Raw genomic sequence first — 13,954 nt, forward strand, 5'->3', positions numbered from 1 at the left:
GGAGGGAGCGCGTATGCTTCAGCCGCACATTCAGCTGGATGAATCCCTGAACGCCCGCTGTGCCATCCTCCCCGGCGACCCCGCCCGTCTGGACCGCATCGCGGAGCAGCTGGAAAACGTAGAGGAGCTGGCCTATAACCGGGAGTTCCGCAGTCTCCGGGGCACCTACCGGGGCCTGCCGGTGGCCGCGCTGTCCACGGGCATCGGTGGCAGCTCCGCCGGCATCGCCATTGAGGAGCTGCGGGCCATCGGCGTTACCGCCATGATCCGCATCGGCTCCTGCGGCGCCCTGCAAACGGGCATCGGCCTGGGGGACCTGATCTTCGCCTGCGGCGCCATCCGGGACGACGGCGCCTCCAAGGCCTACGTGGACGTGCGCTATCCGGCGGTGCCGGACACGGCGCTGCTGTCCCACTGTATCGCCGCCGCCAGGGACAACGGCTGGCCCCACCATGTGGGCATCGTCCACAGCCATGAGAGCTTTTATATCGACACCAACGAGGCGGAGTCCGCCCACTGGTCCCGCTGCGGCGCCCTGGGCGCCGACATGGAGACGGCGGCCCTGTTCACCATCGGACGTCTCCGGGGCGTCCGCACCGCCTCCATTCTGAACAACGTGGTCCTGTGGGGCCAGGATACCGCCGGCGCCATCGGCGACTACGCCGGCGGCGCGGACCGGACGGCGGAGGGGGAGCGGCGGGAGATCGCCGTGGCTCTGGAGGCCCTGTACCGTCTCAGCCGGGAGGATCTGACATGAAGAAGCAAGTGCTGTATATCGACTGCTGCATCCGGGGCGATGAATCCCGGACCGCCCGCCTGGGGGACGCCTTTTTAAAGGCGCTGCCGGCGGAATACGACATTCTCCGTCTGGATCCGGCGGAGGAGGGGATGCAGCCCCTCTCCGGCCCGTTCTTCCGGAAGCGGGAGGAGCTGCTGGCGGAGGGACGGCTGGACCATCCCCGGTTCCGCTACGCCCATCAGATAGCGGAGGCGGACATTGTGGTGATGGCCGCGCCCTTCTGGGACCTGAGCTTCCCGGCGCTGCTGAAAATCTACATTGAAAACGTGTCCGCGGAGGGCATCACCTTCCGCTCCACCGCGGAGGGCCTTCAGGGCCTCTGCCGGGGCACGGATCTGGTGCTTCTCACCACCCGGGGCGGCATCTACGCCGACGGGGATCCCCTGGAGCAGGCCACGCCCTATCTACGGGGCATCCAGCGGTTCTTCGGCTTCGACCGATTCCAGTGCGTGGCCGCCGACGGCCTGGACGTGGACGGCTTCGACGGCGCCGCCTCCCTGAAAGCGGCCTGCGGCCAGGCGGCCGAACTGGCCAGGAGCCTGTGACCATGAGTACGGAACGCGTCACAGGACAGCGGGAGCAGCTGCGCCGCCGGAAGCTGGGCTACGGCTGCATCGCCGCCGCGGCGCTGGTGTACAGCACCACGGAGGTCTCCATCAAAAGCGTCAGCGATGTGTTCAGCACCATGCAGATCACCGTACTGCGTGTGCTGATCGGCGGACTGTTTCTGCTGCCCTTCGCCCTACGGGAGCTGCGCCGCCGGAAGGTACGGCTGGACGGGAGGGACCTGCGGTATTTCCTGTGCATGGGCTTCATCTGCGTGGCTTTGCAGATCGTTTTTTTGCAGCTGTCCATCAACGCCATGGACGCCTCCGCCACGGCGGCCATCTACTCCGGCAACCCCATCTTCGCCACGGTCTTCGCCTATTTCATCCTGAAGGAGCCGCTGCTGAAGCGGAATCTGGCAGCGCTGGGACTGGAAATTGTGGGCATCCTGTTCATTCTGAATCCCCTCCACATCCAGATCAGCCTGTCCGGCTTCCTGTTCGCCATTCTGTCCACACTGACCTTCGCCCTGTACGGCACCTTCAGCCGCATCAGCGTCCCCCGGTACGGCAGCGTGGCCATGGCCTGCCTGGTGCTGCTCACCGGCGGAGCGGAACTGCTGGCGGTGACGCTGCTGGGAGAGATCCCCGCCGTCGCATCAGTCTTTGACCGCGTGGGCCTGGGTATCTTCTCCCGGGTGGACTTTACCGTTGGCTACACCGCGAAAAGCACCCTGATCTTGGCCTATATCTGCCTGGTGGTCACTGTGGGCGGCTATCTGCTGCTGGCCAAGGCGGTGGAGTGTACCTCCGCCACGGAGGCCTCCTTCATCTATCTGTTCAAGCCCATCATCGCCGCCGCTTTCTCCGCCGTGCTGCTCCATGAGACCATCTCCCTGAACCGCATCATCGGCATTGGCTTCTTCACCGCCGCCTCCGTGACGGCCATCCTGCCGGTGTTTCTGGAGATGCGCCGCAGCGAACGGGAAGGGGGCCGGCCATGAGGCCGCCGGAATATGTGGACGTGGTGGACGAGCAGCGCCGCCCGCTGGGGAAAACGGTCCCCCGGGGCGCGGCGCTGGGCCCGGGAGAGTATCTGACGGTGGTCCACGTCTGCATCTTCGATCCCCAGGGCCGGATGCTGATCCAGCGGCGGCAGTCCTGCAAGGAGGAGTATCCCGACTTGTGGGACCTCACCGCCGGGGGCGGCGTCCGGGCCGGCGAGGACAGCCGGACCGCCATCCGCCGGGAACTGCTGGAGGAGCTGGGGCTGGACCTGGACTTCTCCGGTCTGCGGCCCTATCTCACCGTGAATTTTGACGACGGCTTTGACGACATCTATCTGGTGGAGCTGCCCGATCCGCCGGACATCGCCTCCCTGCATCTCCAGCCCTCGGAGGTGCGGGACGCCCGGTGGGTGGACCGCCCCACGGCGGAAGCCATGCTGGACGACGGGGCCTTCGCCCCCTTTTACCGGGACTTTCTGGGCCTGCTGTTCGCCATGGAGGGCAGGCCCATGGGCTTCCTGCGCCCGTGACGCCGGGACGGCGAAGCGGAGAAATCCTTTCCGGAGATGATGCCCATGCTGATCCGCGTGCCGGATTATTACGATAACTTCCGCTGTCTGGCGGGCGCCTGTCCCCACACCTGCTGCGAAAAGTGGGAGGTAGTCCTGGACGACGATACTGTCCGCCGGTATGAGGGCGTCCCCGGTCCGTTGGGGGACAGACTGCGAGCCGCCATGCGGGAGGATGAAGGCGGAGACGTCTGCTTTCCCCTGAACGGCGGGCGCTGTCCCTTTCTGGACGGGGACAACCTCTGCGAGATCCACCGGCAGCTGGGAGAGGCGGCCACCAGCGTCACCTGCCGGGAGCATCCCCGGTTCACGGAGGACTACGGCCCCTTCCGGGAGATCACCCTGTGCGCCTCCTGTCCCGCGGCCAACGCTCTGCTGCTGGGCAGCGGCAACCCCCTGACATTTCCGGAGCGCGAGACGCCGGAAGCAGGGGAGGCGGGCGACGATTGGCTCCCTTGTCTGCTGCCCCTGCGGACCCGGCTGCTGGACATTCTGGCGGATCGGAGCCTTCCCCTGCGCCGCCGCCTGCGGGACTTTCTGCTGCTGGCCTGGGATGCCCAGGGATATCTGGACGAGGAACAGGCATCTGAGCTGCCCGCCCTGGTGTCGGACTGGACGCCGCCGGAAGACGCTGTCCAGCCCGCTGAGGCACCTCCGCTGTTCCCCGGCGGCCTGCGGTTTCTGGAAACACTGGAGACTCTGGACGATGACTGGCCCGCCCTGCTGCGTCAGGCGGAGACGGCCCCGGCGGCGCCGGTACCGGAGCCGCCGCTGGAGCGCATTGCTGTCTATTTCGCCTTCCGTTACCTGCTGAAAGCTATCAACGACGGCGACCTCCTGAGCCGGGCGGATCTGTGCGTCTTCGCGGTATTGACGGTGGAGCGGCTGGCGGTGGTGTGCGGCCTGCCGGAGGCCCTGCGGCGGTTCAGCTGCGAGATCGAGCACGACGAGGACAATCTGGACGCCCTGCTGGACGCCTTTTATCAGGGAGACGTTGTCTCCCTCCCGCAGCTTCTGGCGGCGCTGGAGTCCTGACGGGCAGACTTTGTGCAATCTGCCGCCAGCAAACGTTTTACATTTGTAAAAACTAGAGAAGTAGCACAAAAGCAATTGACAAATCCCGAAAGATGTTGTACATTATAGACACAAGGAAGGGGTGAGTCCCATGGGCTAGGTCCCATCTGAGAACTCAGTAAGTTCCTGAACCTCTGAAAGAATCCAGCAGACCGATTCCTACCAAAAACGAAACATCACTCGTATTCACCGAGACCACACCAGCGCATTGGCAACAGCAAATGCAACGACTGCGTGTACTTATGTTTTAAGGATTGGCAAGCATCCGACCCCTGCATGAATCTTTCAGAAGAATCCGAAGAAAGTTTGAGGTAACGCTTAGTGAACGAGAAGCCCTACCAGAAGTGACCCCGCCAGCTCGTTGGAGGTTGGCGGGGTCGATGTTTTTCATCCGGCGGCCATGGGGCCGTCTTTTTTTGCGCCCTGCGGTGTTTTATGCCGAAGCAAAAAACACCCGCCGCGGAAGCGTCTGTTCCGCGGCGGGCAGGTTTTCAGATGAATGGACTCAGTTTTTCCGGAACCGGGCCAAGAAGTCACGAGTCTCCTGCCGCTGGGGATCGCCGAAGACCTGCTCCGGCGTGCCCTGCTCGCAGATGACGCCCTGGTTCATGTACACCACCTGGCTGCTGACGTCCCGTGCGAAGGCCATCTCATGGGTCACCACCAGCATGGTCATGCCGTCGGCGGCCAACTGCCGCATGACCTCCAGCACCTCGCCTACCATCTCCGGGTCCAGGGCGGAGGTGGGCTCGTCGAACAGCAGCACCTCCGGCTCCATGGCCAGCGCCCGGGCGATGGCCACCCGCTGCTTCTGGCCGCCGGAGATCTGGCGGGGCCTGGCGTTGATGTAGGGGGCCATGCCCACCTTTTCCAGATAGCTCAGGGCGCTCCTGCGGGCGTCCTCCTTGTTCTTCTTCAGCACCTTCACCTGGCCCACCATGCAGTTTTCCAGCACCGTCATGTTGTTGAACAGATTGAAGGACTGGAACACCATGCCCACGTGGGAGCGGTAGGCGGGGGCGCTGACGGTCCGGTCCGCCACGTTCTTTCCGTGGTAGAGGATCTCGCCGCTGGTAGGGGTCTCCAGCAGGTTGACGCACCGCAGCAGCGTGGACTTGCCGGAGCCGGAAGCGCCGATGATGGAGGTCACGTCGCCCTTTTCCACGGTGAAGTCGATGTCCCGCAGCACCTCATGGCTGCCGAAGGCCTTGGACAGATGCCGGATCTCAAGGATCGTATCGCTCATGTCACCGTTCTCCTCTCGTACTTCCGTTGCGGTTTTTCAGTGCCTGCTTCGTCCGCTCCCGGTACTCCTTGCTGCGCTCATCGAAGGGCGTGCCCCGGTCGGGATGGCTGTAGGTGCCGGCGGACATCACCAGCTGATCCTCCTGGACCAGCTCATAGCTGTCGTCGCCGTCCATTCGCTTCTCCACCCACCGCAGCAGGAAGGAGGCGATGAGCGTCATGGTGAGATAGCCGGCCATCTCAATGGTGGCGGAGGGGAAATACATGTTGTTGACGCCCACGATATACCGGTGGGCCGCGAAGAACTCCGTGAAGCTGATGATGAACATGACGGAGGTGTCCTTCACGTTGATGATGAAGTTGTTGCCGATCTGGGGCATGATGTTCCGCAGGGCCTGGGGCAGGATGACGCTGGTCATGGTCTGGACATGGGTCATGCCGATGGCCTTGGCGCCCTCGGTCTGGCCGGGGTCAATGGAGATGATGCCGCCCCGGACGGACTCCGCCATATAGGCGCCGGTGTTGATGGAGACGATGAGGATGGCGGCCGCCCAGGTGCTGTTGAACCGCAGGGCGTTGTCCGTGAAATAGGGCAGGCCGTAGTAGATGAACACCGCCTGCAGCACCATGGGGGTGCCACGGAACACCTCCACGTAGACGCGGACCAGGACCCGGATCAGCTTCAGGAGAAACCGCTTGGGGAGGGGATCGTTTTTCGTGTAGGGGATGGTGTTCAGAATGCCGCAGATCAGGCCAATGACGCAGCCGATGACCGTGGCCACCAGCGCGAGGATCAGCGTGCTTTTCACGCCGCTCATGTACATGGGCCAGTATTTGCTCCACAGCTGGGCGATATCCTGGCACAGCTTCACCAGCTTATCCATGGGCGAAACTCCTTTCGTTTCGTTGACAGCGGTGCATCCTCCGGCCCTGAAAACAGGGCCGGAGGACGCGGAAGATCATGAAATCAGTATCAGACCTCAGGCTGGATGGCGATGGCCTGATCCATCAGGGCGTTGAAGTCGTCCTCGGTCATGGTGGACAGCACGGCGTCGATGGCGTCCTTCAGGGCGGTGTTGCCCTTCTGGACGGAGATGCCGATGTTCACGTTCTCGGCCCGCTCCTCCTCGTCGGCGAACTGGAAGTCGCCATCAGTGCCGGAGAAGTCCAGGATCACCAGATTGTCGTCCTTGGCGACGGCGGCCATGGCGGTGGGCATATCGGTGCAGATAAAGTCCACGGTGCCGGTCTGGAGCTGCATGGTCATGGCGGGAGCGGTGTCGGCGGGGGCCAGGAGCTCGGCGTTCTCGATCTGGGGCAGGCAGGAGTCATACCAGATGGTGCCGGACTGAGAGGTGCACTTGCCGCCGGCCAGGTCGGCAATGGAGGTCGCGCTGGCGTACTCGCTGTCCTTGGTGGTGACGCAGACGATGGTGGCGTAGTAGTAGGGGCCGGCCATATCCACCTGCTCCATGCGGTCAGCGGTCATGGACTGACCGGCGATGTTGGCGTCCATGGTGCCGGACTGCACAGCGGGGCACAGGGAGTCCCAGGCGCTGGAGACGATCTCCAGCTCCCAGCCGTTGGCGTTGCAGATCTTCTGGGCGATCATGACGTCATAGCCGTTGGCGTAGGCGCCGGAGACGTTGGAGATGGGCACGGCGCCGTTGGAGTCGTCCATCTGGGTCCAGTTGTAGGGGGCGTAGGCGCACTCCATGCCGACGGTCAGCACGCCGTCCTCCAGACCGGGGATGACATCGGCGTCACCGGCGGAGCTGGCCGCGGCGGACGCAGAAGCGGCGGGAGAGGAGGCAGCGGGGGCGGAGGCGGCGCCGGAGGAACCGGAGCCGCAGGCGGTCAGGCTGAGGGCCATGGCCAGAGAGAGCATCATTGCAAAAAACTTCTTCATATTCTTCCAACCTTTCTGAAGCGTGTGCGGCGGAATGTTCTCTCCGGGCCGGGCCGCTCCGGCGGCGGAGAATAAAAATTGGACCGCTTTGTCAAGCGGTCCATGGAAAATACGGAAGAAGCCCCTCTCTGGGAGCCGTCCCGAACAGCCATTGATAGCGCTTCACAAAACCTTGTGACAGTCCGGCAGGTGTTTCCTGACGGCCCAGCACCCCGGGATCAGGCAATCCCGCAGCACTTCGGCGATGTTCCCTTTCCCCGCCGGCGGCTTGCCTGGCCTTTGCCGGAGGATACTGATGGACCTCGCGCCTCTATCTCAGCGATTCAATTTTGACGGTATCCTATCACCAGGGCGATTGTCTGTCAACCGCCCCTTCGAGAAAACTTGCAAAAATCGTGTAAATTTACTCATTTTTCCCCGGATGCCGCCGGATGCTTTATGGAATTTTATAGGCGATCTCTCATCTGTCCTCCGTCTTCGCCCGCTCCGCCGCCAGAATGGTCTCCACGATACCTCCTGCGGAGATATCCGGCGATGTCAGGAAGGGGCGGTCCAGCCGTTTCTCCAGGGCCGCTGCCGTCACCGGGCCGATGCAGACGCAGACCGGTCCCTCCGGCACCGGACCCACGGTGTCGTAAAACAGCTCCACGCCCCCGGCGCTGGAGAACACCAGATAGTCCAGCTCCGGCAGCTGCTCCCGGCTCTGGTCCGCCGCGGAGGCATCTGCCCGGAGGGTGTACAGGGGGATCTCCCGATACAGAAGGCCCCGCTCCCGGAGCAGTTCCCCCAGTACGGGACTGGCCTTGTCGGAGCGGAACAGCAGGATCTCCTCATCCGGCTCCGCGCTGCGGCACAGGGCCTCCCCCAGTCCCCGGCTGGTGTACTCCTCCGGGCACAGGTCCGGCAGGATGCCACACCGCTCCAGCGCCGCGCCGGTGGCGGCGCCGATGACGGCAAACCGGCAGCAGTACAGCCGCCGCAGATCGACCCCCGCATCCCGGAGGTGGTCAAACAGCAGCCGGACGCCGTTTCCGCTGGTGAGGACGATCCAGCGCCGCCGTCCGTCGGCCAGGCGCTCCCAGTCGAAATCCGCGTCCAGCGGCTCCACCACGGACTTCTCCACCTGGCAGACCGACGCCCCCTGCTCCCGCAGGGCAATACGGAGCTTGTCCGCCATGGCCGCCGTTCCGGTGAGACCCACCCGGATGCCCTCCAGGGGCCGGGCCGGGGCGGGGGAGAGGTCCAGCGCCGCCGTCTCCCCCACCACAATGACGGCGGGAGCCTCCACACCGGCGGTCCGGGTCCGCTCCCCGATGTCCGCCAGCGTCCCCCGCACCGTGGCCGGATGGCGGCTGTTGCCGCCGGACACCACCGCCGCCGGGGTCTCCGGTGCCTTTCCCGCCGCCATCAGCCGCGCCGTGATGGTCTCCAGATTCCCCAGGCCCATGAGGATCACCAGCGTCCCGCCGCAGCGGGCCGCTTCCTCCAGATCCGCGGGCAAGCCGGCCGCCGCAGTGTGGCCGGTGACGATGTGGACGCTGCGGCTCATCTGCCGGTGGGTCACCGGAATGCCCGCCGCGCCGGGGATGGCGATGGCGGAGGAGATGCCCGGTACCACCTCCCAGGGAATGCCCGCTTTTTCCAGCGCCAGCAGCTCCTCGCCGCCCCGTCCGAAGACGAAGGGGTCGCCGCCCTTCAGCCTCACCACAGTCTTTCCCTGCTTCGCCAGACGGATCAGCGCGGCGGTGATTTCCTCCTGGGCGGCAGAGTGCTTTCCGCTGCGCTTGCCCATATAGTACCGCTCCGCGGTCTCCGGAGCCTCGCCCAGAATATCGCCGCCGATAAGATCGTCATAGACCACCGCGTCGCAGCGCCGCAGCAGGTGAAGTCCCCGCACCGTCAGCCAGTCCAGTCCGCCGCAGCCGGCGCCCACCAGCGCCACGGAACCTGATTTCTTACCCATGCTCCCGCTCCTTTCCGGCGTCCGCCAGCAGTGCCCGGAGTTCTTCCTCGCCGCAGGGAGCGCCCGACGCCATGCACCGGGCGAACAGCGCCTGAAACACCCGCTTCCGGTCCCGCTCCTCCGGTACCTCCCGCCGGACCCGGTCCCGGAGACTGTCCAGCCAGTCCAGCAGCTCCCCGAAGTTCTCCGGCAGCAGTTCGCCGATTCGCTCCTTCAGCCAGATGGCCGCCGTGGGGCTGGCCCCGCCGGTGGAGATGCCCACGGACAGCTCCCCCCGCCGTACCAGGGCGGGGAACAAAAAGGTACATGCCTCCCGGTCATCCACCGCGTTGACGGGAATGCCCCGGACGCGGCACAACTCCGCCGCCTGACGGTTCACCGCCCGGTCGTCCGACGCGGCGATGACGAAGGTCCGGTTTTCCACATCCTGTGGAGAAAACTCCCGGCAAATCCGGGAAATGTTCCCCATTTCCGCCAGCTCCGGGCAGAAATTGGGGGAAACCACCGTGAGGGACGGCCCGTAGGGCAGCAGTTTTTCCACCTTCCGCAGAGCCACGATGCCGCCGCCGATGATCAGTCCGGGCTGTCCGGCAATATCAATGAAAAAGGGAAAATACGCCATGCCGCTCACCTACCCGTAATAATACTGCCAGCCGCCGCTGGTCTCCATCCGGCAAAGCCGGATGCCGAAGGCCCGGTCCAGCACGCCGCCGGAGAAGATCTCCTCCGGGGTGCCGGTCTGCCGCAGAGCGCCGTCCCACAGCACCGCCACCCGGTCCGCCGTCCGCAGGGCCAGACACAGGTCATGGAGCACCAGCACCACCGCCCGGCCCTGCCCGGCCAGCCGCCGGGTCGTCTCCATGACCTCCAGCTGATGGCGGACGTCCAGATAGGTGGTGGGCTCGTCCATGAGAATGGTCTCCGTGTCCTGGGCCAGGGCCATGGCCAGATACACCCGCTGTCGCTGACCGCCGCTGAGGGTCTGGACGTCCAGCCCTGCCAGGTCCAGAGCGTCCACGGCTCGGAGGGCCTGTTCCGCCGCCGCGTAGTCCTCCGGCCGGTATTTCCGGGGATAGCCCAGATAGGGGAAGCGGCCGTGGAGCACCATCCGCCGGGCGGTGATGCTGGGCACGTTCCGGGACTGGGCCAGATAGGCGATCTTCCGGGCCAGCTGCCGCCGGGTCAGGGTCTCCGCCGGAGCGCCGTCTACCAGAATGTCCCCGTCCAGCTTCGGCAGCAGACCCGGCACGGTCTTCAGCAGCGTGGACTTGCCGCAGCCGTTGGGTCCCACCAGGACCAGCACCTCTCCCGGCCGGAATTCCAGATCCACGCCGGACAGCACCGCCCGGCCGGGATAGCCCACTGTCAGGCTCCGCAGCTCAATCATGGATGCGCCCCCCTCTCTGCCGCAGCAGCAGCCAGATAAAGAATGGCCCGCCCACAAAGGACAGCACAATGCCCACCGGCAGCTCATAGGGGGCGAACAGCACCCTTGCCAGCAGGTCGCAGCCTGTCAACAGGGCGGCGCCCCCCAGGGCGGCGGCGAGCAGCAGCCGTCCGCTCTCTCCGCCCACCAGCCGCCGCATGATATGGGGCACGATGAGTCCCACAAAGCCCAGCAGGCCGGAGAAACTCACCGCGGCCCCCGCCAGGGCGGCGGCCAATGCCAGCATCCCCAGCCGCACCGCCTTCACCGGCAGGCCCAGGCTCCGGGCGGTGTCGGCCCCCAAGGCCAGCACGTCCAGCTCATTGTGCAGCGTCATGGCCAGGGCCAGACACAGCAGGATCACCCACGCCGCCGGGATCAGGCGGCTCATGGGCACGTTGGTCAGTCCGCCCACCCGGAAATCCGAATAGCCGGTGAGGGCGTCGGGGATCAGCGTCACCACCGCGTCCACGCCGGCGCTGAACACGCTGGACACCGCCACACCCGCCAGCACCAGCGTCATCCGGGACGCCCCGGTGCGCTCCGCGATGAACAGCACCAGTCCCACGCTGCAAAAGGCCCCCAGAAACGCTGCCAGGGGCACCAGCCCCACGGCGGCGGGAAATAGGGCGCAGCACAGCGCCGTCAGCAGCCCTGCCCCGGCGTTGACGCCGATGATGTTGGGCGCCGCCAGCGGATTGGCCAGTACCGCCTGGATGATGGCGCCGGACACCGCCAGCGCCGCCCCCGCCAGCAGGGCGCCGCAGGTCCGGGGCAGCCGGATGTATCGCAGGATGCGGTACGCCGGGTTCCGGACGTCTCCCGCCAGCAGCGCCCGGAGGGCCTCCAGCGGACCGGCCTTCTCCGCACCCAGGCACAGGCTCAGTCCCGCCAGCAGCACCACCAGCGCTGCCAGCGCCAGCAGCACCAGCCCCGGGTGTTTACTTGTCTGCCGGATACAGGATGTCCGCCAGTTTTTCATATGCTTCCCCCCAGCGCGCGTTGGGCTTCAGGTTGTACAACCTGCTGTCCATAATGTGATACCGGCCCTCCCGGACGGCGGTGAGGCCGTTCCAGGCGGGATTGGACAGCAGCTCCGCCTCCAGCATGGCCTGGGCGGGACCGGTGTCGCTGCCCTGAAGCACCGCGAAGATGAAATCCGGGTCCGCCGCCACGATGGTCTCCATGCTGAGATTCTCCAGCAGACTGTCCTCGCTGTCGGCGATGTTGATGCAGCCCAGCTCCGCCAGCATCTCGCCCAGCACACTGTCCCGGCTGTTCTTCACCTTGCAGCTGACGCCGGTGGCCCGCACGTAGAGAACAGTGGGCGCCTGGCCCGTGACCCGTTCTTTCGCGGCCTCCACCTGGGCCTGCACCTCCGTGCCGTACGTCTGATAATTCTCCGTATGACCGGTGAGCCGGGTGCAGATGTCCAGCATCCGGAGATAGTCATCGAAGGAGCTGACGTTGAAGTAGGCCACGGGGATCTCCATTTTCTCGAAGGTCTCCAGCAGCTCCACGTTGGCGGCGGTGTTGGAGCTGGCCAGCACCAGGTCCGGGTCCGCCGCCAGCAGCGCCTCCATGTTGGTCTCCTTGACGCCGCCCAGATTGGCCACCTCCGGCCCCAGGTCCAGGTCGAAGCTGGTCCAGGTGTCGTCCGCCGCCGCCACCAGGGTCTCGTTTCCCCCGGCCAGACACCAGATATCGGCAAAGCTGCCGATCAGAACCGCCGTCCGCTCCGGCGGCGCGACGGTGAGTTCCCGGCCCAGATCGTCGGTGAAGGTGACGCCCTCCGGGGCCGGGGGGGCGGCAACCGTCTCTTCCGCCGCCCCGCAGGCGGCCATTGTCAGCAGCATTGCGCCGCACAGCAGGATATGGAACCACTTTTTCACAGAATCGTTCTCCTTGTATCGTCTTGTTTTCCTGTCCGGTCAGAAGGGCACATAGCCGATCTCCGTATAGGTCAGCTTTCCGCCGATGCGCTCCGACTTCATCAGCGACATTCCGGCGGCGGTCATCTCCCGCCGGGGGACGGACAGCCGCAGAGGCCCTGGGCTCCGCACCTGCCGGGCCAGGGTCACATGGGGCCGGAACGCCCGCTTTTCGATGGAAAAGCCCCGGCGGCGCAGGGCGCTCTGCAAATTCTCCGCCGCCGTCTTCAGGCGGAGATTTTCCTCGACGCCCGCCCACCACAGATCGCCGAACCGTCCCACGCCGGAGACGGCCAGCCGGATCGCGCCGCCCCCGGAGACCTCCTCCATGGCCGACAGCGCCCCCGCCGCGTCCTCCGTCTCTCCCAGGAAGGCCAGCGTCAGGTGCAGATTCTCCTCTCTGGAGAAGTTTCCTTCGGCGCCCTGGTGCCGCATATCCCGCTGAGCCTGCTTCAGCGTCTCCACGAGGGGCCGGGAAAGCCGGATGGCGATAAACAGCCGCATGGACAGCCCTCCTTCCGGACGATGTTTTCCGTCTCCGGATGCGGGGAAAACGGCGGTCCGTTGTTCTTGCGTCCATTCTACCATCGTGCTACAATGATGGCAAACGGATTTTATTGTCAGATGCGGCGCGTTCCGCCACCTGGCAATTGCAAAGGAGAGCATTGCTATGCGGCTGCAAGGCGCGATTTTCGATATGGACGGCACGCTGCTGGACTCCATGCACATCTGGGACCACTTCGGCACCCGGTTCCTGCGTGACATGGGCGTGGAGCCGGACCCGGACACCGAGGATAGGGTGAAGGTCATGACGGTGCGAGAGTGCGCCCGGTATTTCCGGGAGCGGTATCACCTCCCCCAGTCAGAGCAGGAGCTGGTGGACATGACCCATGACCGGGTGAACCACTTTTACACCAGCGAGGTCCGTCCTAAGCCAGATGTAGAGAAGTTTCTGTCCCTGCTGAAAATGGAGGGCGTCTGGATGTATGTGGCCACCGCCACGGATCGGACCCAGGCGGAGGCCGCCCTCCGCCACACGGGGCTGCTGGACTACTTTCGGGGCATCATGACCTGCACAGAGGCCGGTGTAGGGAAGGAGAGCCCGGTGATCTTCGAGAAGTGTCTCACCCGGCTGCGGTGCCGGAAGGAGGAATGCGTGGTGTTCGAGGACGCGTTCCACGCCATCCAGACCGCCAAGTCCGCCGGGTTCCGGGTGGCGGCGGTGTACGATCCCTCTGCGGAGGAGGACCAGCCGGAGATCCGCCGTCTGGCGGATTACTACATCTCCTCCTACGGGGACTGGCTAAAGACCGACTGCGAATAAACCGGCAAAAGGAAAGCCCGGGCGCTGCGCGCCCGGGCGCAGGCTGTCGAAAAACCCGGTTGCGCAATTAGGCGGCAACCGGGTTTTCAGCACATATTCGGGAAAATAGAATCGAAAATAGGAAATGGGCAGAGTCATTCCATTTCCACCTTGCCATTTTTT

The 13,954-nt window shown here is 65.1% G+C and carries 16 protein-coding genes and 1 riboswitch; of the genes, 6 read left to right on the top strand and 10 right to left on the bottom strand.

Annotated features, from left to right (window positions below):
- The first annotated feature begins 13 nt into the window (after positions 1-13).
- The 5 genes from ACTNBU_RS03535 to fliB are packed head-to-tail and all read left to right on the top strand — an operon-like array spanning position 14 to position 3,955.
- Positions 14-757 (top strand): nucleoside phosphorylase, encoded by a 744-nt coding sequence (locus ACTNBU_RS03535; RefSeq protein ID WP_441030790.1) that lies wholly within the window; start codon positions 14-16, stop codon positions 755-757.
- Positions 754-1,344 (top strand): FMN-dependent NADH-azoreductase, encoded by a 591-nt coding sequence (locus ACTNBU_RS03540; RefSeq protein ID WP_441030792.1) that lies wholly within the window; start codon positions 754-756, stop codon positions 1,342-1,344. The genes ACTNBU_RS03535 and ACTNBU_RS03540 overlap by 4 nt, the downstream gene beginning before the upstream one ends.
- 2 nt (positions 1,345-1,346) lie before the next feature.
- On the top strand, positions 1,347-2,348 hold the full coding sequence (locus ACTNBU_RS03545) for a DMT family transporter (RefSeq protein ID WP_441030794.1): 1,002 nt from the start codon (positions 1,347-1,349) through the stop codon (positions 2,346-2,348).
- Positions 2,345-2,881: an NUDIX hydrolase gene (locus ACTNBU_RS03550; RefSeq protein ID WP_441030796.1), complete on the top strand. Its 537-nt coding sequence runs from the start codon at positions 2,345-2,347 to the stop codon at positions 2,879-2,881. The genes ACTNBU_RS03545 and ACTNBU_RS03550 overlap by 4 nt, the downstream gene beginning before the upstream one ends.
- A 45-nt stretch (positions 2,882-2,926) precedes the next feature.
- Positions 2,927-3,955, top strand: coding sequence for a flagellin lysine-N-methylase (gene fliB / locus ACTNBU_RS03555; RefSeq protein WP_441030798.1), 1,029 nt, complete (start codon positions 2,927-2,929; stop codon positions 3,953-3,955).
- 544 nt (positions 3,956-4,499) lie between these two features.
- Here fliB and ACTNBU_RS03560 read toward each other — a convergent pair.
- The 9 genes from ACTNBU_RS03560 to thpR all read right to left on the bottom strand — a co-directional run bounded on the left by ACTNBU_RS03560 (position 4,500) and on the right by thpR (position 12,972).
- Positions 4,500-5,240, bottom strand: a complete 741-nt coding sequence (locus tag ACTNBU_RS03560; RefSeq protein ID WP_441030800.1) for an amino acid ABC transporter ATP-binding protein — start codon at positions 5,238-5,240, stop codon at positions 4,500-4,502.
- A gap of 1 nt (position 5,241) precedes the next feature.
- Positions 5,242-6,123, bottom strand: a complete 882-nt coding sequence (locus ACTNBU_RS03565; protein ID WP_441030802.1) for an amino acid ABC transporter permease — start codon at positions 6,121-6,123, stop codon at positions 5,242-5,244.
- Positions 6,124-6,212: 89 nt separating this feature from the next.
- Positions 6,213-7,148 (bottom strand): transporter substrate-binding domain-containing protein, encoded by a 936-nt coding sequence (locus ACTNBU_RS03570; protein ID WP_441030804.1) that lies wholly within the window; start codon positions 7,146-7,148, stop codon positions 6,213-6,215.
- A gap of 147 nt (positions 7,149-7,295) precedes the next feature.
- A riboswitch (Lysine riboswitch) is annotated at positions 7,296-7,469 on the bottom strand.
- A gap of 139 nt (positions 7,470-7,608) precedes the next feature.
- On the bottom strand, positions 7,609-9,111 hold the full coding sequence (gene cobA / locus ACTNBU_RS03575) for a uroporphyrinogen-III C-methyltransferase (protein WP_441030806.1): 1,503 nt from the start codon (positions 9,109-9,111) through the stop codon (positions 7,609-7,611).
- Positions 9,104-9,733, bottom strand: a complete 630-nt coding sequence (locus ACTNBU_RS03580) for a precorrin-2 dehydrogenase/sirohydrochlorin ferrochelatase family protein (RefSeq protein ID WP_441030808.1) — start codon at positions 9,731-9,733, stop codon at positions 9,104-9,106. Before ACTNBU_RS03580 ends, cobA begins: the two co-directional genes overlap by 8 nt.
- 9 nt (positions 9,734-9,742) lie before the next feature.
- Positions 9,743-10,498, bottom strand: coding sequence for an ABC transporter ATP-binding protein (locus tag ACTNBU_RS03585; protein WP_441030810.1), 756 nt, complete (start codon positions 10,496-10,498; stop codon positions 9,743-9,745).
- Positions 10,491-11,519 (bottom strand): FecCD family ABC transporter permease, encoded by a 1,029-nt coding sequence (locus tag ACTNBU_RS03590; RefSeq protein WP_441030812.1) that lies wholly within the window; start codon positions 11,517-11,519, stop codon positions 10,491-10,493. The genes ACTNBU_RS03585 and ACTNBU_RS03590 overlap by 8 nt, the downstream gene beginning before the upstream one ends.
- Entirely contained in the window at positions 11,479-12,429 is a 951-nt protein-coding gene (locus tag ACTNBU_RS03595; RefSeq protein WP_441030814.1) for an ABC transporter substrate-binding protein, read from the bottom strand. Before ACTNBU_RS03595 ends, ACTNBU_RS03590 begins: the two co-directional genes overlap by 41 nt.
- Positions 12,430-12,468: 39 nt before the next feature.
- Positions 12,469-12,972: an RNA 2',3'-cyclic phosphodiesterase gene (gene thpR, locus ACTNBU_RS03600; protein ID WP_441030816.1), complete on the bottom strand. Its 504-nt coding sequence runs from the start codon at positions 12,970-12,972 to the stop codon at positions 12,469-12,471.
- 166 nt (positions 12,973-13,138) lie between these two features.
- Here thpR and ACTNBU_RS03605 point away from each other — a divergent pair, with 166 nt between their 5' ends.
- The gene (locus tag ACTNBU_RS03605; protein ID WP_441030819.1) at positions 13,139-13,792 is read left to right on the top strand and encodes an HAD family hydrolase; all 654 of its coding nucleotides are present in this window, start codon (positions 13,139-13,141) and stop codon (positions 13,790-13,792) included.
- On the opposite strand, the gene ACTNBU_RS03610 is transcribed toward ACTNBU_RS03605, so the two are convergent.
- A partial coding sequence (locus ACTNBU_RS03610) for a hypothetical protein (RefSeq protein WP_441030820.1) occupies positions 13,772-13,954 on the bottom strand: 183 nt, incomplete at its 5' end. The two genes, ACTNBU_RS03605 and ACTNBU_RS03610, sit on opposite strands and share 21 nt — an antisense overlap.

The organism is Dysosmobacter sp. HCP28S3_G4, assembly GCF_052065175.1.
Lineage (GTDB): Bacteria > Bacillota > Clostridia > Oscillospirales > Oscillospiraceae > Oscillibacter.